Origin of the sequence: Mucilaginibacter sp. RCC_168, assembly GCF_041355315.1 — a bacterium.
In the GTDB taxonomy this organism is placed as follows: Bacteria; Bacteroidota; Bacteroidia; order Sphingobacteriales; family Sphingobacteriaceae; genus Mucilaginibacter.
Window position 1 is genome coordinate 227,299 of the sequence record NZ_JBFUPN010000007.1, and the last position, 16,159, is coordinate 243,457.

The 16,159-nt window shown below is 43.4% G+C and carries 18 protein-coding genes; 8 read left to right on the forward strand and 10 right to left on the reverse strand.

Annotated elements, in window-relative coordinates:
* The first annotated feature begins 242 nt into the window (after positions 1–242).
* The gene (gene tnpA / locus AB6735_RS08555) at positions 243–683 is read left to right on the forward strand and encodes an IS200/IS605 family transposase (RefSeq protein ID WP_370995512.1); all 441 of its coding nucleotides are present in this window, start codon (positions 243–245) and stop codon (positions 681–683) included.
* Between the two features lie 209 nt (positions 684–892).
* Here the strand turns inward: tnpA and AB6735_RS08560 are convergent, their stop codons facing one another.
* Positions 893–3,310, reverse strand: coding sequence for a glycoside hydrolase family 3 N-terminal domain-containing protein (locus AB6735_RS08560; protein WP_370995513.1), 2,418 nt, complete (start codon positions 3,308–3,310; stop codon positions 893–895).
* An 86-nt stretch (positions 3,311–3,396) separates the two neighbouring features.
* Here AB6735_RS08560 and AB6735_RS08565 point away from each other — a divergent pair, with 86 nt between their 5' ends.
* A complete protein-coding gene (locus AB6735_RS08565; protein ID WP_370995514.1) occupies positions 3,397–3,681 on the forward strand; it encodes a hypothetical protein in 285 nt (94 codons plus the stop codon).
* Positions 3,682–3,712: 31 nt separating this feature from the next.
* Here the strand turns inward: AB6735_RS08565 and AB6735_RS08570 are convergent, their stop codons facing one another.
* Both AB6735_RS08570 and AB6735_RS08575 read right to left on the reverse strand, forming a co-directional pair.
* Positions 3,713–4,144 carry a hypothetical protein gene (locus AB6735_RS08570; RefSeq protein ID WP_370995515.1) on the reverse strand — a complete coding sequence of 144 codons (432 nt, stop codon included), beginning with the start codon at positions 4,142–4,144 and terminating at the stop codon, positions 3,713–3,715.
* A gap of 121 nt (positions 4,145–4,265) precedes the next feature.
* The gene (locus tag AB6735_RS08575; RefSeq protein ID WP_370995516.1) at positions 4,266–4,580 is read right to left on the reverse strand and encodes a hypothetical protein; all 315 of its coding nucleotides are present in this window, start codon (positions 4,578–4,580) and stop codon (positions 4,266–4,268) included.
* 100 nt (positions 4,581–4,680) lie between these two features.
* On the opposite strand from AB6735_RS08575, the gene AB6735_RS08580 reads away from it, so the two are divergent.
* Entirely contained in the window at positions 4,681–5,565 is an 885-nt protein-coding gene (locus tag AB6735_RS08580; protein WP_370995517.1) for a hypothetical protein, read from the forward strand.
* A 96-nt stretch (positions 5,566–5,661) separates the two neighbouring features.
* On the forward strand, positions 5,662–6,375 hold the full coding sequence (locus tag AB6735_RS08585; protein ID WP_370995518.1) for a hypothetical protein: 714 nt from the start codon (positions 5,662–5,664) through the stop codon (positions 6,373–6,375).
* A gap of 13 nt (positions 6,376–6,388) precedes the next feature.
* Here the strand turns inward: AB6735_RS08585 and AB6735_RS08590 are convergent, their stop codons facing one another.
* The 4 genes from AB6735_RS08590 to fdhD form a co-directional block, all read right to left on the reverse strand.
* Positions 6,389–6,640 (reverse strand): hypothetical protein, encoded by a 252-nt coding sequence (locus AB6735_RS08590; RefSeq protein WP_370995519.1) that lies wholly within the window; start codon positions 6,638–6,640, stop codon positions 6,389–6,391.
* A 75-nt stretch (positions 6,641–6,715) separates the two neighbouring features.
* Entirely contained in the window at positions 6,716–9,046 is a 2,331-nt protein-coding gene (locus AB6735_RS08595) for an FdhF/YdeP family oxidoreductase (RefSeq protein WP_370995520.1), read from the reverse strand.
* Positions 9,043–9,399, reverse strand: coding sequence for a hypothetical protein (locus AB6735_RS08600; protein WP_370995521.1), 357 nt, complete (start codon positions 9,397–9,399; stop codon positions 9,043–9,045). The genes AB6735_RS08595 and AB6735_RS08600 overlap by 4 nt, the downstream gene beginning before the upstream one ends.
* 95 nt (positions 9,400–9,494) lie before the next feature.
* A complete protein-coding gene (fdhD, locus tag AB6735_RS08605) occupies positions 9,495–10,385 on the reverse strand; it encodes a formate dehydrogenase accessory sulfurtransferase FdhD (RefSeq protein WP_370995522.1) in 891 nt (296 codons plus the stop codon).
* Between the two features lie 171 nt (positions 10,386–10,556).
* Between fdhD and AB6735_RS08610 the strand changes: the two genes are divergently transcribed.
* The 4 genes from AB6735_RS08610 (at position 10,557) to AB6735_RS08625 (ending at position 13,200) form a co-directional block, all read left to right on the forward strand.
* Complete coding sequence (locus tag AB6735_RS08610) at positions 10,557–11,840, forward strand: PIN domain-containing protein (protein ID WP_370995523.1); 1,284 nt, start codon at positions 10,557–10,559, stop codon at positions 11,838–11,840.
* A 129-nt stretch (positions 11,841–11,969) separates the two neighbouring features.
* Positions 11,970–12,212 (forward strand): MoaD/ThiS family protein, encoded by a 243-nt coding sequence (locus AB6735_RS08615; RefSeq protein WP_076373395.1) that lies wholly within the window; start codon positions 11,970–11,972, stop codon positions 12,210–12,212.
* Positions 12,213–12,353: 141 nt separating this feature from the next.
* Complete coding sequence (locus AB6735_RS08620; RefSeq protein ID WP_370995524.1) at positions 12,354–12,785, forward strand: GNAT family N-acetyltransferase; 432 nt, start codon at positions 12,354–12,356, stop codon at positions 12,783–12,785.
* On the forward strand, positions 12,778–13,200 hold the full coding sequence (locus AB6735_RS08625) for a molybdenum cofactor biosynthesis protein MoaE (RefSeq protein ID WP_370995525.1): 423 nt from the start codon (positions 12,778–12,780) through the stop codon (positions 13,198–13,200). The genes AB6735_RS08620 and AB6735_RS08625 overlap by 8 nt, the downstream gene beginning before the upstream one ends.
* 217 nt (positions 13,201–13,417) lie before the next feature.
* On the opposite strand, the gene AB6735_RS08630 is transcribed toward AB6735_RS08625, so the two are convergent.
* From AB6735_RS08630 to moaC, 3 genes are read right to left on the reverse strand one after another with little or no spacing between them, the layout of a single operon-like run.
* Complete coding sequence (locus tag AB6735_RS08630; RefSeq protein ID WP_370995526.1) at positions 13,418–14,473, reverse strand: ThiF family adenylyltransferase; 1,056 nt, start codon at positions 14,471–14,473, stop codon at positions 13,418–13,420.
* Positions 14,473–15,642: an NTP transferase domain-containing protein gene (locus AB6735_RS08635; protein ID WP_370995527.1), complete on the reverse strand. Its 1,170-nt coding sequence runs from the start codon at positions 15,640–15,642 to the stop codon at positions 14,473–14,475. The genes AB6735_RS08630 and AB6735_RS08635 overlap by 1 nt, the downstream gene beginning before the upstream one ends.
* The gene (gene moaC, locus AB6735_RS08640) at positions 15,623–16,093 is read right to left on the reverse strand and encodes a cyclic pyranopterin monophosphate synthase MoaC (RefSeq protein ID WP_370995528.1); all 471 of its coding nucleotides are present in this window, start codon (positions 16,091–16,093) and stop codon (positions 15,623–15,625) included. The genes AB6735_RS08635 and moaC overlap by 20 nt, the downstream gene beginning before the upstream one ends.
* Between the last annotated feature and the right edge of the window lie 66 nt (positions 16,094–16,159).

Genomic DNA, 16,159 nt, shown 5'->3' on the forward strand with positions numbered 1-16,159 from the left:
GACGGGCTCTATAGTTGTTGTTTTAGCGTAAATTGGGCCTAAAATGTGGTAAGCTTTTTGCTTAATTTAGTTCTTTGAGATATTAAAGGTGGGGCATTTACCACAACAGCCAACAAGCAATTGTATAACGGCGGCTCTTGCCAGTTCAAGCGTCTTCGCTTGAACTTTATTCCCCCTAAAAACCACCGCCTAAGGCGGTAGGTTAGAATTGAAGGCAAGGCCAGTTTTTGTAACTTTGGTATGTGACGAAATATAGGAAACTCTCTCATAGTTTTTACTATTGTGTATATCACATAGTCTGGACACCGAAGTATCGGTTTAAGATTTTGCGTGATGTGCTTGCAGATACGATGGAAGATAAGATCCGTACGATTTGCGCATGGAAAGAGGTTGAAGTAATTGAGATGAATGTTCAGCCAGATCATGTTCATCTGGTATGTAGCATTCCACCCAAAATAAGTGTAAGTGATTTCATGGGTATTTTAAAAGGAAAGACAGCAATAATGATGTTTAAGAGCTATCCAACGTTAAGGAAGAGGCCGTACTGGGGCAATCATTTTTGGAGCCGGGGCTATTTTGTGAGTACAGTAGGGATAGACGAAGAGCGAATCAAGAATTATGTAAAATATCAAGAATCGGAAGAGCGCAAAGAAGATGGTACAGCAGATTTGAAACTGTTTTAACGAATGTCCCCTTTCAGGGGTTAATTAAAGCCCCCACCTCAGGTGGGGGTTGTTTACTGCAGGTGAGCGTCGACGCTCACCTATGGGGTATTTAAGCGTGGACGCTTAAATAGGCGGGGTATTAAACACAAAGACTTCCGAAGTTTTTAAAACTCCGGAAGTCTCCATTAATGTTCCTGCTTTAAGCTTTCCGCCTTCAGCTTTAAGCTCTATTGTACTTCAAATTCTTTTTTCAGCTTGATATCAACCGATGAGCTGCCAATCATGACCATAAATTTACCGGGTTCAACCGTCCAGTTCATGTTTTTATCCAGCAGGGCCAGGTCATCGGGATGCAGGGTGAACTGCACAGTTTTCTTTTCGCCGGAGGCCAGGTTAACGCGTTCAAATCCACGCAGGTCGTACTCGTAAGTGGTTACGCTGCTAACTTCATCCTTAAGGTATAATTGCACCACATCATCACCTTTGCGGCTGCCTGTGTTGGTTACATCCACACTTACCTGTACATCGCCTTGTGAGTTCTCTTTCTCTGGCGATACCTGCAGGTTGCTATACTCAAATTTGGTATAGCTTAAGCCGTAGCCATAAGGGTACAACGCGCCATTCACGCTGGTTTTTCCCCAGCTGTTCTCGCCGCCCTGACTGGCCTGCGAAGCCGGTTTAAACGGAAAGTTAAACTCAATTTGTCCTGTTGTTTTTGGGAAGGTAATAGGCAATCTGCCGCCGGGGTTATTATCACCAAATAGGGTTTCGGCTATTACACGACCGCTTTCCGGACCAGGGAACCAGGCTTCGAGTATGGCCGGTACAAATTTATTTTCCCAGTTAATGGTAAGTGGTTGCCCGTTGATCATCACCATCACCACCGGTTTGCCGGTAGCCTGTAGCGCCTGGATCAGTTTTAACTGCCTGCCGGGTAAATTTAGTCCGGTACGGGAAAGACTCTCGCCTACCCTTTCAAAATCTTCACCTACCACAGCTATCACTACATCAGCCTGTTTGGCTTGTGCTACAGCCGAATCGATACCGGCCTGCTCCTGAGCGGTAAGCGGCGTTTCGATGATCTCGCTCTCGGGCCAGGTGGCATCCACCACATTACAGCCTTTGGCATAGGTAACATTTACATCTTTACCTACGTAATTTTTAATACCATCCAGCACATTGGTAACCGGATTGTGCGATGGACCGTACCTGCTGGTTGCATAATTTTTTTCGGCGGCCAGCGGACCGGTCACCAGTATATTTTTCAGTTTGCTTTTATCCAAAGGCAACAGATCACCCTGATTCTTCAACAATACCATCGATTCCCGGTTCATTTGCAGCGACATGGCATTATCGGCAGCTGTATGTACTTTTTTATCAGATGATTTTGGATCTTTCACATACGGGTCATCAAACAAACCCAAACGGAATTTTACCCGCAGCACATCGGCTACCCTGGAATCAATCACCTTCATGGAAAGCTTATTCTCTTTGATCAGCTCGCGCAGGGGCATAATATAAGTTTGCGGCATGGTAAAGTTGGTGCGCACGTTCAATCCGGCTTCTACCACCTGTCTTACTGCTTCCTTATAATCGCCTGCTACATGGTGTTTAGAGTACAGGTATTCTACAGCCTCGCTGTCAGATACCACATAGCCATTGAAGCCAAATTTCTGGCGCAGCAGCTCGGTTAAAAAGTAATAACTGCCGGTAATGGGCACGCCATCCCAATCGTTATAACTGCTCATTACACCCATAGGATGCGCTTCCTGTATCACCCGGCGAAACGGGTAAAGATAGATCTGATACATCTCGCGGGGGGCCACATGCGGATCGGTACGGGCACTGCCATCACGCCCACCTTTTGGTACGCTGTACACCGCAAAATGTTTAAGGGTTGAGGCTACGCCCTCCTCCTGGATACCCAGTACCATTTGCTTGCCCAACTCAGCAATATGGAAAGGATTTTCGCCATAGCACTCCACTACACGGCCCCAGCGCTGGTCGCGTGCAGGATCAAGAATGGGTGCATAAACGTTGGTGTAACCCAAGGCTTTTGCTTCACGACCTACGGTTTGACCAGCCTGGCGTACCAGTTGCTTATCAAAAGTACTGCCGATAGATATCGGGGCGGGCAAAGGTGTGGCGCGATCATGATTCAGGCCGTGGATGCCTTCGTTGGTAAAATCAACCGGGATCCCCAGGCGGGTTTCTTCCACAAACCATTTCTGGATAGTGTTGATGGCCGAAGCATGTTTACTGTAGGGGAACGAGTATTCGGTATATGCCCTGTCGGTTGTAGAAACCAGGTTGTTCAGTTCCTCGTCGATATTGGCGATACCATCTTTCCAGACCTCGTTTTTCCATGATGGCGCAGGCATTTCCTCTTTTAAAACCCGTTTGTAACCGTAAAGCGTGGCCATTTGGCAGGTTTTTTCTTCAACAGTCATCTGGCTCAGCAGATCGGCAACGCGTTTGTCGACCGTTTGTGAGGGGTCTTCAAAAACGTCCATTTTGCCGTTCTTGTTAAAATCGACCCAACCTTTATGGTAAATATTTTTTTGTTGTGCCGATGCGGATAGGGCCAATCCGGCGATCAGCGCAGAGGCCATGCTTACGCGTGGCAGGGAGTACTTTTTTCTCATGCAGATATAATTGCGGTTAGTACTCCAAATATATGTTTTAAGTAGAGTGTTGGATTATGTACGCTCCATAGAAATTACGAAAACGATTGCGGAAGGTTGATTTGCACATCGGCGAAGACTCACCCGACCATCGCTACGCTCGGTCACCCTCTCTTCAGCTTCGCTGGAAAGAGGGAATTGAGAAAGCCAACCAGTTTGTAAAACTCAAATCGAACATGGAACAGCGCAGGGCCACAGCATCTGCAGTGTATAATAATTATCTGTTTGTTTTTGGTGGTTCAACCCGTTTTAAAGCTTTCAGAAGCTCGACTTTGCAAACTACACAGGTGGCTAATGTAGCTCCTTTTTTGAGTAATAGCGCGAGTAAGTAAGGTATTGTATGATAAAATCCATACTGTAAGGTTACTTCTTTACAGTATGGATTTTATCATATTCCTTTTCAGCTTCTTTATAAATAATACCAATTGGCTTCATTTTAATACTGCGAAGAAACCCGCTCATTGCATCATCATACCAGGTTATGCTTGGAAATTCAACATCGCCGTGGAATACTAATATTAACCCGTATTTTCTCTTCGCATACTGCATAAAGTAATCACTGTTATCCACCTCAAGCCCTGTATAGTAGTAATAATATTTTCCTCTTTTAAAATCAGCATCTGCACATCTAATTATACTATCTTTATTGTTGCTGCGTAATATTCTTACCAGGTGAAGATTCTCAACTGAGTCTTTAGATAACTTTTTAAAGTATAATTTTTCTTCTTGTTTCCTTTGTTGACAAGATATTAGCAAGAAGACAGCTAACAAGGCGAATAAGCATTTTTTAGGCATGAACAGAGGATGATTTATTCATAAAGATAATACAATTGATCATCCAATCGCGGAATAATAGATCCTTCGTTCCTCAGGATGACAATCGATTAATTATCCTCAGCTCCTTATTACTATATTACTACTCAGCCGCCTCTTCGCCTTTGGTACCCAGCTTTACAATATCGCCTTTTTGAAATAAGATAGCTTGAAGCGTGGTACGCCAAACCGGCTTTTTGCGCAGCAGAAATTCCAGATCCATGCCAAAATGTTTAAACTCTTCCTGTTGGGCGTTTTGCATAATGGCTTTTGCTGCCTCATCAGTTTCAACAGATATGCGCTGCTCATACCAATTGATGGCTTCCGCCTCTTCGGTTAAGGATACGATCATCCGCGCAAAAGTTCTGGTTTCGGCGGATAGCTCGTTGGCTGGTTCGTGATATTGATCAAATGACATAATATTTTCTTTATTTTAAAAGGTTTCATATACCGCATTTGTTTTGATATAGCGATATTTGGATAAACCAGGATGACATTAGTGATCAATCTATTCAACTATGAACCAGGAAGAACCACTTTCAAAAGATCGCGATTATAGCAGTATCAGCCCTTCGGCACGGTCATTATTATTACTGAAAGGCTTTACGGATATTCCTTTCGCACTGGAATCAGCAAAACTGATCAGCCGGCCTGATCATTACCAGCCGAATTTTAATATTAAAGATCTCGCCTTTTGGGCACGTGTGCTGCACTTTGAATCGCGGTATAAGAGTATTAACCAATTACTGGCCGGTCTGCCTATTCAAAATATATTGGAGATTTCTTCCGGATTTTCGTTCCGGGGATTAAGCTCGGTATTGAATAAGGCGGTTTATTACATTGATACCGATCTGCCGGACGTAATTGCAACCAAACTAAATCTATTGGACGATCTATTGCCTCATGATATCGTACCTCATGGCGAACTGGAAACTTTAGCCCTCAATGCGCTGGATGAAGCCGCTTTTACTACCATAGCCGGTCATTTTCCCGGAGGTGAAGTACTTATTATAAATGAAGGCTTGCTGGTTTACCTGGATATGGACGAAAAACGGAAGTTATGCCACAACATCCGCAAAGTACTCCAACAACGGGGCGGTTACTGGATCACAGCCGATATTTATGTTAAATCCCCAAACCGTTTTCCGGAGCTTAAAATGAACGATAAACTACAGGAGTTTTTCAAGGAGCACCGCATTGAAGAAAACAAATTCAATAGTTTTGAAGAAGCTGAGGCTTTTTTTAAGGCTGAAGGATTCGTTATCGACAAGGAAGCAGAAGCCGAGCACCAAAACTCCAGCTCATTAAAATATTTGTTGGCAAACGCTACCCAGGAACAATTGGAAAATATGCGCTGGGTAGGGCGCGTGCGTGCCACATGGCGATTAAAACTGGCCGATTAATTTTTTTCTTATTAAACCAAATTATAAATTGCGGGTCATACCAATAATACCATATTACTAATCTTAATATGGTATTATTATTTATAAACCCTGCTTATGAAAAAATTAATCCTTATCATCACCACTATTTCTTTTATTATTACTTCCTGCAAAAAGGATAAATCGCCTGTTATAACCAATCAGGAAGATCCCAACTGGATCAAACTGGAGATACCCCATGGTAACACAGCCTACGCAATTGCCGGTAATATTGATGATACTTTATTGGTTACCACCTACACCAAAGCCTATTTTACTACCGATAAAGGCAAAACCTGGCAGGAATCAAAAAACTTTAACGGCCCTATACAAGGACTATACACCAATAAAGATACTGTAATGTCGTTATTACTTACCGGTGGTCTGGAACTGGAAGGTACCCTGAAGGCTTCGGTAGTGCAATTTTATACTCTTGATATGGGCAAAACCTGGAACCGTTATTTAGATTACCAACGGGCACAGCAAATCACTAAACCCATTGGTGTTGTTCAATCGGCACAAAACAAAGTTACCTACGAGCTAAAATATAATACCAAGCCCGTTTCTGCCAACAGCAATGCTTATACCCATGGACCTACAACTATACTCCGGGATGGCAATACATTCGATTTTCCGTTCAAACTCCGGATCGAAAATTTGTATATGGATAGTAACGACCGCCTATATGTAGCTGCTTCCGGTGGTGTTTACGATAAGGAAAAAGATATGTTCATTTTCAATGAGAGTAATACTCCCGCCGTGATTTATGTGTCTCGCAAAGCCTTACCGTAGTGACTGGTAACTGTTAGTTCCTCACTTTAACCTCCAAAGGTGTTACATTCCTGAACGCGTAAGGTGCAATATCACTGATACTTACTTTCATTACATCCTGTGTGTTTTTTATAGTGACGTTCAAGCTGCCATCTGCGTTAAGGGGTACGCTAACGTAATGCCTGCCATCTGCTTGTGCAGGGGTCGCGCTTCCTTTCAGCAGGTTTATGGTTAAAGCAACCGCGATAATGGTTAATACAATTTTGGTATACAGGTCTGTTTTCATGGTTATATTGCTTTAAGTTTTAGATTTGAAATGTTGAAGCAATATAATTATTCGCACTGAAATTAAACAGGTATCTTATTTTTCAACCTCTTCATGCTTTTTAATCTTGATAAAAACCAGTTTTGAGGTAGGCGTGTTGCTTTTCTCGGCAACGCTGTCTATCGGTATCAGTACATTGGCTTCGGGGTAATAGGTAGCTGTATTTCCTTGGGGGATGTTGTAAGGCACTACCACAAACAGGCGTGCCACACGCTCTACACCACCATAATAATTAAACAGATCAACCTTTTCGCCCGATTTAAAGCCGGCCTTACGCATGTCCTGCTCATTCATGAATATTACACGGCGCTCATTATGGATGCCACGGTACCTGTCGTCAAGGCCGTATAAAGTGGTATTAAACTGGTCGTGACTGCGGATAGTACCCATGCGGTACTCATCGGGAGCTATATCATGTTTGGGCAGTTCGGTTATAGCAAAGCCTATTTTAGTACCGTTGAGCTTATTTTCAAATTTACCTGTACGTGGAGCATTAGGCAGGTAAAAACCGGCCGGAATGCGAACCCGTTGATTATAATCTTCAAAACCGGGGATCACACGGGCAATATCATCGCGCACAGCATCGTAGCTCATGGCATATTTATCCCAATTAACCACCGAACGATCGCCCAAAGTGGCTTTGGCCAGGTTACAAACTATCTGGTTCTCATTCATCAGATTGTTTGAGATTGGTTTCAGCATCCCTTTTGACATTTGCACCACCCCCATCGAATTTTCGCAGGTGATAAACTGAGCCTCGCCATTGATCTCATCCTTATCGCTGCGCGCGAGTGTTGGCAGAATCAAAGCCTCCTGGCCATGCACCAGATGACTGCGGTTGAGCTTGGTGGATACATGTACCGACATTTCGAGCTTGCGCATAGCATCGGCAGTATAAACCGTATCCGGCGTAGCCGAAAGGAAATTACCTCCCATAGCAAAAAACACTTTCAGCTTACCCTCATGCATTGCCTGTATCGATTCCACTACATCATAACCATGTTCGCGCGGCGGCTCAATGCCAAAAACCTCTTTCAGTTTATCCAGTTGTTTGGGAGATGGCTTATCAAATATCAGCATGGTGCGGTTGCCCTGTACATTACTGTGGCCCCTCACCGGACATAAGCCGGCACCGGGTTTGCCTACGGCGCCTTTTAAAGCGGTGAGGTTAACAATTTCCTTAATGGTATCTACCCCGTTTTTATGCTGGGTAATACCCATGGCCCAGCACACAATAATGCGGCTTTTATGTTTGAGCATTTCGGCAGCCTGTTCAATCTGGGCCAAAGGCACCCCAGCCTCTTGGGCCAGTTCATCCATAGTGTATCGGTTTAAATTGGCCAGAAAAGCCTCGTATCCGTCTGTGCTGTTTTTAATAAATTCATGATCAAACACCCTGCCCGGATTTTCCAATTCGGCTTGATACAGCAGTTTTTCAATAGCTTTCAATAAAGCCATATCGCCGTTTATTTTTACCTGCAGGTAAAGGTCGGCCAGGTGCGAATCGATACCCAGGATGCCTTTAACGGTTTGCGGATTTTTAAAACCCATCAACCCGGCCTCGTGCAGCGGATTTATGGCGATGATCTTTGCTCCTCTGGCCTTGCCTTTTTGCAAAGCGGAGAGCATCCTCGGGTGATTGGTGCCCGGATTTTGCCCCATAATAATGATCACATCGGTATCATAAAAATCATCCAGCGTAACGGTTCCCTTGCCAATTCCTATGGTTTCGGTAAGAGCCACGCCACTTGATTCATGACACATGTTGGAACAATCGGGCAGGTTATTGGTACCATACTCACGCACAAACAACTGGTAGGTAAAAGATGCCTCGTTACTGGTACGCCCGGAGGTATAAAAAGCCGCCTCATTGGGCGATGCCAGGCTGTTGAGCTTATCGCCTATCTTTTTAAAGGCCTCGTCCCAACTGATGGGTTGGTAATGCGTTGCTCCCTTGGGTAGATAAACAGGCTGTGCAATACGTCCTTTTTTACCTATCTCATAATCATTCAGTTTTGCCAGATCGAAAACGGAATTTTGGGCGAAGAAATCGGCAGTCAGTTTTTTGGTAGTCGCCTCCTCGGCCAGGGCCTTTGCGCCATTCTCGCAATATTCCGCAACCGGCGAACGGTCGTCATCCGGGTCGGGCCAGGCACAACCAGAACAGTCGAAACCGTCCTTCTTATTCATTTTAAACAAGCCTTCCATACCCCGTACTAAGCCGGCTTCCTGTACAATATCAACCAGGGCGACTTTTACCGCAGGGATACCCGCTGCCCATTCCTTTTGCTTGGTTAGCTTCAGATCAAGCAGTTTTTCAGGATTTTCTGCTGCCGCCTGCCCCTGTTCTTTCAATGCCTTGCTCATTTCTTTTTTGCCGCTAAGGGGTTAGGATAATTATCGCTCTGATCTTCGGCCACGTTATCCAAACAGGTAAAATCTTTCTCCACTAACAGATGCAGGTTGCCATGCATCCCTTCAAAACCTACTTTGTCGGTATCGACAAATTCCTCGGTCAGTCTTTTAGGCACGTAAACGGTGATGGTATCATCCTTAAAAGTTGCCGATAGTTGCTCGGCATCAACCACCTGCAAAGCATAAAACAATTGCTTAGGGCCAAAATCAACAACCTCAAGCAGATGACCTTCTTTGGCAAGCCTGGAGGTATCTGTACGGGTGAGTCTGTATCTTAATGAATTGCCCTTAATACGTATTTTCATTGTGTAATTATTCGTTAATAAGTTGTTTTTTAATAGTACTCATGAGTGCTGCAGTTGTTTTTTAAAGATAATGAAGCTAACCTTCGCCGGTTTACTCATTCCGGTTTGTGAGCCGCACTCATGATGGTTTCATAACGGGGTATCTGTATGCGGTGTGCCGCTGTATATACATTAAAACGCTCATCGCGTAAAAAACCGATGAGGGTGATGTTAAATTCATTGGCCAACTCTACGGCCAGGCTTGAGGGCGCACCCACCGCAGCTATGATATTGATGCCCGCCATAGCTGCTTTTTGCACCAGTTCAAAACTTGCCCGGCCGCTCAGCAGCAATACGGTTTGTTTGAGCGGCAGCCAGTTATATTTCAGCGCCGCGCCGATGAGCTTATCCAGAGCATTGTGCCGGCCTACATCCTCGCGTAAAAGCAACAACTCGCCCTGGACACTAAACAAGGCCGAGGCATGAAGCCCACCGGTATCATCAAATACACGCTGATGCTTGCGGAGTATCACGGGCAGTTGGTATAAAACGGGGGCCTGGATGGTGTCATTATCTTCCGGTTCACCGGCAAAACTGCTTACAGTACGGATAGCATCGATAGAGCCTTTACCGCAAACTCCGCAGCTGGAGGTAGTATAAAAATTACGCCCGGTATTCGGCAGATGAGGTACAACGCCGGGCGCCAAACTTACCTGTATCACATTCTCTTTATTTTCGGCACAAGCAATAAAACAATGTTCTGTTTTGGCGATATCTTCGGATTTTTTGATGATACCTTCTGTAAATAAAAAGCCGTTTGCCAGCTCGGCATCGTGCCCCGGAGTGCGCATGGTGACCGAGATATTCTGCACCTGCCTTTGACCTTCAAGGCCATATTCCAGCCTGATCTCCAGTGGTTCCTCAATAGCCAGCGCATCGGTAGCCGAAGCTATTTCAGCAGCATTTACCTTAATAACGCGGATATGATGTGTAGAATTGGCAGCCATACATCAAATATACAATTTACTTTTAGAGCAAGGAGCAAGGATTTTTGGAGCAAAGATTGCGAGCAAATAACAGAGATAAATACAAATAGGCAAAAAATCAAATCCAATTTTTATACTCCTTAATTAATTGTTACCTTATCTTTTAATTTCAGCTTGTAAATTGTATTAATCATGCACTCAATCTTTATCGATACAAATATTCTATTACATTTTAAAACTTTTGATGAACTCCCTTGGTCGAATTTTGTAAATAGTGAGTTTAAATTAATTTTCCCTCCAATTATTCTTGATGAATTAGATAAGCATAAGAATAATAGTAATGCAAAAATCGGAAAACGTTCAAGGATGATAGCAGGAAAACTAATTGCATCTATGAAGGGAGAGCAAGGACAAATTGTATTAGAAATTTTAAAAGATCGTCCAAGAAATCTGACATTCAAAAAATTTAACCTTGATCCCAAACATCAAGATGATTGTCTTTTAGCAAGTATTTTGGAGTATAAGTCAAAAAATAATGGTGAAGAAGTTTTATTAATGACCGATGATTTAATGGCATTAGCAAGATCAGAAACATTTGGAATACAAACAATCCAACTAGGCGAGGATTTGCGTCTGGTTGAATCCCTTGATGAGCAAGCAAAGATGATAGAGAGGTTAAAAAAAGAGAATGTTCAGTTAAAAGAGAGAACTCCTAATGTGGATCTTTATTTTGTAGGGAAGTTAAAAGTTCTAAAAGTAGAAGTAAAAACAAATTTAAAGTCAAGGGAGGATATTCGTGTTATTGAAATGGCCAAAATCAAACAGGCCACCCCTTTAATGATCATTAAGGAAGAGAAAAAAGGTAAAACACCTTTAGAGATTTTTGCAAGATTTAATTCTAATCTATTAAGTAATGAAAGGAAAGCTGCTTATAATTCTAAAGTAGAAGAATATTATAGAGATTATGAGCGATATCTTGCTGTTTATTATGATTACGCTATAAAGAAATTTCTATCAACAGAGTTAAAGTTCATGATTATTAATGAAGGAAATATCCCAGCACAAGACATAGATATTTGGATACATCTACCAGATGGCTTTGTGGCGTCAGAAAAAAGAATGAAAGAGCCAAGGGAACCGGAGCCTCCATATAAGCCAAAGCATGATTTTGACATAGAAAGCAATGGTTTTTCTGCTGGAGATTTAGCCGCCAGACTAAATTTTAATCCTTCTATGCCAAAGATTAATTTTGATGCTCCAACCATAAAAAAAACCAACAGCTATGAGGTTACTTATTACTGCAAATCTCTTAAGCATGATATGGAAAACTCATTTGATAAGATATTTCTACAATATGATAGTTTTGATTCTATTAAAAATTTCACCATTGATTATAAACTGAATATAGCGAATGTGCCTGCTCCGGTAAAAGGTCAACTCCACGTAGTATTTGAAAAAAATAGCGGTAAGTCGTAGGAACATTTTATGATATTTTTAAAGAATAAATTATTTTAAGAAACTAACTTTATAATAGGACGATGTCCTTTATTCCGCTAATCCGCTCTCCATATTTCCTTTCTTAACTATTTTGCCCTAATTTTGAGTATGAAGATTAATGTGCTGGCATTTGGTGTGGCGAAAGAGATATTTGGAAATTCGCAGGTTAGCCTTGAATTGACAAACGATGCCACGATATACAATTTAAAATACCTGCTGGAACAGCAATATCCGCGATTGAAACAACTGGCATCATACATGGTTGCCGTGAACAACGAGTATGCCCTGCCCGGTGATACCATACATGAACGTGACGAAATTGCCATTATACCACCGGTAAGTGGAGGATAACTTCTTAGAGCAAGGATTTTTGGAGCAAAGATATTGGGAGAGCAAGGATATTGGGAGAGCAAGGATTGAAATATAAAAATACGAGCTGGTAAAAAGTCTTTGTTCCTTACTCCTTTAATCCTTAAATCACAAACACATAATATGGCTATCAGGAAAGCTACTTTAGCTGATCATACGGCAATATCTAAACTATTGCAACAACTGGGTTATCCAGGAGCTGAAAGTTATTTACTTAGGAACCTGGAAGTGATGCTCAGCCAGCCGTTATCAACCGTATTGGTTTATGAGCTGAATGGTGATGTTGCCGGTTTCATCGCTTTTGATTTTATCCCACAACTGACCACCCGTGGCGATTATGCCCGGATAAGCTGTTTTGCTGTTGATGAAGGCGCACGCAACAAAGGCATCGGGAATGCACTCGAAGAGCATTTTACTCAATTAGCTACTGAGCGAAAATGCGACCGGATAGAAGTTCACTGTCATTCGCGCAGAGTAGACGCTCATCGCTTTTATGAACGCCAGGGCTACGTGGAATCGCCAAAATATTTTATAAAAATGCTGCCCGATGAATAATACACAGATCGTACTTTCTGCCGAAACGCTGAACATTCAGGCTTGTATCGATTGGATCATGTCGCCCGAATCTGGCGGGATAGACGTTTTTATCGGAACAGTGCGCAATGCTACCAAAGGCAAGGCTGTATTGAAATTGGATTTTGAAGCCTATGAACCTATGGCTATCAGCGAAATGGAAAAGATAGCCCGGCAGGCCTTTGAAAAATGGCCGGTACAAAAAGCACTGATCCATCACCGTACGGGCACTTTACAGGTTGGCGAAATTCCTGTGATCATCGCTGTTTCCGCAGCTCACCGTGATGCTGCCTTTGAAGCTTGCCGCTACATCATCGATACCTTAAAGCAAACCGTACCCATCTGGAAAAAAGAAGCTTTTGAGGATGGTGAAGTTTGGGTAGCGGCACATCCCTGAGATTTGCGAGTTCTGATGTTTGATTTCGGATTTATATTAAAAGAATATGTCATTTGCGAGCGCAGCGTGGCAATCTCCTCACGTTCTCATGAATAGGAATAGCTACGAGATTGCTTCGTCGTTCCTCCTCGCAATGACATGAGGGAGAAATAATAAATTCATGGTTCAGACAAAAAGCAAAATCCGAAATCGAACATCCGAATTCCCAAATCAAAAACTACTTCTCCAAATACGCTCTCAAACCACCTTCTAACGAAAAAATATTAGCATCGGGGATGCGTTTCAGGATCAATTTTACAGCTTCCTCGCTCCGGTTGCCGGTTGCACAATAAAGTACCTTGGCTTTGGGATCGGTAAAGTAAGCCAGGTAACCTTCCAGTTCATCAATGGGGATATGGATACCGCCGATATCAAAAGCGTCGCGCTCCTGTTCTGTACGTACATCTACCAGGTCGATGAAATCGTCATCTATATGTTCTTTTAATTCCAATGCCGATATTAGGGGAATAGCTATCGTAGCAGCGAGGCTTCGCACCGGTGTTTTTGAAGTGGCGCCTATTTTAATGATGCGGCTTTGCATGCTTTGCGCGTCAAATATCAATATTTTACCTGCCAGCAAGTCCCCGGTTTTGGTGATATATTTAATCACTTCATTGGCCTGCATGCAACCAATTATCCCGGCCAGCGTAGGTATTACGCCGCCTTCGGTGCAATTGGGTATTTGGGTAGGATCAACCTTCGGAAAGAGGTCACGATAATTAGGCGACCGGGTATTTTCGTCATAAACCACATTCCAAACTGCTACCTGCCCCTCAAACTGGTAAATAGCACCGTAAACAAGGGGTTTGCCGGTCATTACGCAGGCATCATTCAATAAATAGCGGGTCTCAAAGTTATCAGAGCCATCAATTACAATATCATAATGCTGTATAATGCTCAATACATTATCAGAGTTGATCTTTTCGGTATGAGGGACCAATTTTACATCAGGGTTTTGTTCCTGTAAACGTTTTATAGCAACAACTACCTTATTTTGTCCCACATCTGCAGGTGAGTACAGTATTTGACGGTGCAGGTTACTAACAGACACCACATCATAATCAGCAATACCTAAAGTACCTATCCCACTCGAAGTTAAATACTGGGCTGCGGGGCAACCGAGACCGCCGGCACCCACTATCAATACCCGGGCCTGCTGCAATAATATTTGTGCCTGCTCGCTAAAACCGGGCAGGGCCATTTGGCAACTATATCTTAAAATATCAGGAGTCATTAGTTTGTAGCTGTTTTTTGGTGAAGAACCCTTTTTACTTTTTCCAATTCATCAGGGGTGTTCACATTGGTTAATGCTTCGGGGTCGGGCGCATTGAGCAGGTTGATCTCGCTATTGATCAGCACCTTGCGCGGACACGAATACCCTTGCGCTAAAAACGACAATAAGACCGGGTAGCTTTTTGGCTCCCATATAGCAACCAGTGGTTCCGGGAAATCGGTCACCGGGCTATGATAAGCTGTAGCTACTGCCGAACTATTGCGCCAGGCAGCCAGATTACGCAAGGTAGCCTCATCCATCAATGGCAAGTCGCAGGCAATAACCAGCCAGGCATTATCCGGTTTTTCGCGAAAGGCTGAAAGAATAGCGCCATATGGCCCAAGACCGGTAAAAGTGTCTTCCAAAACCGGATACTCTGCATCTGCTTCATTATTATGCTGCCCTGGCCGGCGGGAAATAAAAACCTCATTGCAAAAAGATTTGAGCATATCAGCCATGTGGAAGCGTTGCGGTTTGCCATGCCAGTTCACATTGCCTTTATCAAAGCCCATCCGCTCGCTTTTTCCGCCTGCCAATACCAATCCGTTTAAAACCGGGCGCGATAACTTCAGGCTGGTTTCAAAAAAACCGATGATCCGTTCCCTGTCTGATAGCCGGTAAACGGGTATATCCTGCCAGTGCGGGATAGCTTCCTGGATAAAATCGAAGATCTCATCGCTGTTATCAGCCAGTAAAAATAGCTGCACGTTGGTTAACTGCTCTACCCTTTTTTGTAATGAAGCCCTTTTGTTGATATCGATGATCACCACCTGTGCCTTGGCCAGCTGGTGATTGCCGTTTACCAGTACCAGGTCGGCATTGGCAAATTGCTGCTTAAGCTGATAAGGCCAAACCGGGTTTTGAAAATTAAACTGCTGATAATTGATCTGATCGGTATAATCCAACATGGCCCCATTGGTAAGTCTGCCGGGTACCAGGGTAATATCATCATTGTGGGATGTATCGGCATAGGCGCATTTATATACTGTAGATAGCGCCCCGATCACATCATGGGCCAGCAGTTTGATCACCGTACATGGGCCGCCTACAATAGACCATTCATTACGACCGAAATTACCCGAAGCTGGCCGGGCCAGTTTAGCGTGTTTTTTATGCTCGTTTAAAGTCACGTTTACCTCCTGTTTTTGCTATCAGTTTGGTTTCTTTAATTACAATATCATGGCTCATGGCCTTGCACATATCATAAATGGTAAGCGCTGCTATGGATGCGCCAACCAGGGCCTCCATCTCGATACCGGTTTTAGCTGTAATGCTGGCGGTACAATCTATCACAATCTCCTGTTGTTCATTAACCTGTATAGTGATGCTGCAGTTATCCATACCCAGGGGATGGCAAAGTGGTATCAGGTCGCCGGTTTTTTTGGCTGCCATAATGCCGGCTATAATAGCCGTTTGAAAAACCGGGCCTTTCTTACTCACCAGATCGCCATTGGTTAAATGCTGCAATACCTCAGCAGGCAAAACAACCACACTACGCGCCGTAGCAGTCCGGAGAGTAACCTGTTTCCCGCTTACATCAACCATATTCGGGTTGCCTTGCTTATCTAAATGGCTTAACATTTGTACACGATTTAAGGACACTAAGATTAACAGAATTTTTTTACTTATGTTCAATCATGATAATCC

Coding starts and splice junctions, on each gene's coding strand:
- AB6735_RS08585 (WP_370995518.1), top strand. CDS start 5,662: ATGAAAAAATTAATCCTTATCATCACCACTATTTCTTTTATTATTACT.
- AB6735_RS08610 (WP_370995523.1), top strand. CDS start 10,557: ATGCACTCAATCTTTATCGATACAAATATTCTATTACATTTTAAAACT.
- fdhD (WP_370995522.1), bottom strand. CDS start 10,385: ATGGCTGCCAATTCTACACATCATATCCGCGTTATTAAGGTAAATGCT.
- moaC (WP_370995528.1), bottom strand. CDS start 16,093: ATGTTAAGCCATTTAGATAAGCAAGGCAACCCGAATATGGTTGATGTA.
- AB6735_RS08615 (WP_076373395.1), top strand. CDS start 11,970: ATGAAGATTAATGTGCTGGCATTTGGTGTGGCGAAAGAGATATTTGGA.
- AB6735_RS08600 (WP_370995521.1), bottom strand. CDS start 9,399: ATGAAAATACGTATTAAGGGCAATTCATTAAGATACAGACTCACCCGT.
- AB6735_RS08620 (WP_370995524.1), top strand. CDS start 12,354: ATGGCTATCAGGAAAGCTACTTTAGCTGATCATACGGCAATATCTAAA.
- AB6735_RS08575 (WP_370995516.1), bottom strand. CDS start 4,580: ATGTCATTTGATCAATATCACGAACCAGCCAACGAGCTATCCGCCGAA.
- AB6735_RS08580 (WP_370995517.1), top strand. CDS start 4,681: ATGAACCAGGAAGAACCACTTTCAAAAGATCGCGATTATAGCAGTATC.
- AB6735_RS08595 (WP_370995520.1), bottom strand. CDS start 9,046: ATGAGCAAGGCATTGAAAGAACAGGGGCAGGCGGCAGCAGAAAATCCT.
- AB6735_RS08630 (WP_370995526.1), bottom strand. CDS start 14,473: ATGACTCCTGATATTTTAAGATATAGTTGCCAAATGGCCCTGCCCGGT.
- AB6735_RS08590 (WP_370995519.1), bottom strand. CDS start 6,640: ATGAAAACAGACCTGTATACCAAAATTGTATTAACCATTATCGCGGTT.
- AB6735_RS08570 (WP_370995515.1), bottom strand. CDS start 4,144: ATGCCTAAAAAATGCTTATTCGCCTTGTTAGCTGTCTTCTTGCTAATA.
- AB6735_RS08625 (WP_370995525.1), top strand. CDS start 12,778: ATGAATAATACACAGATCGTACTTTCTGCCGAAACGCTGAACATTCAG.
- AB6735_RS08560 (WP_370995513.1), bottom strand. CDS start 3,310: ATGAGAAAAAAGTACTCCCTGCCACGCGTAAGCATGGCCTCTGCGCTG.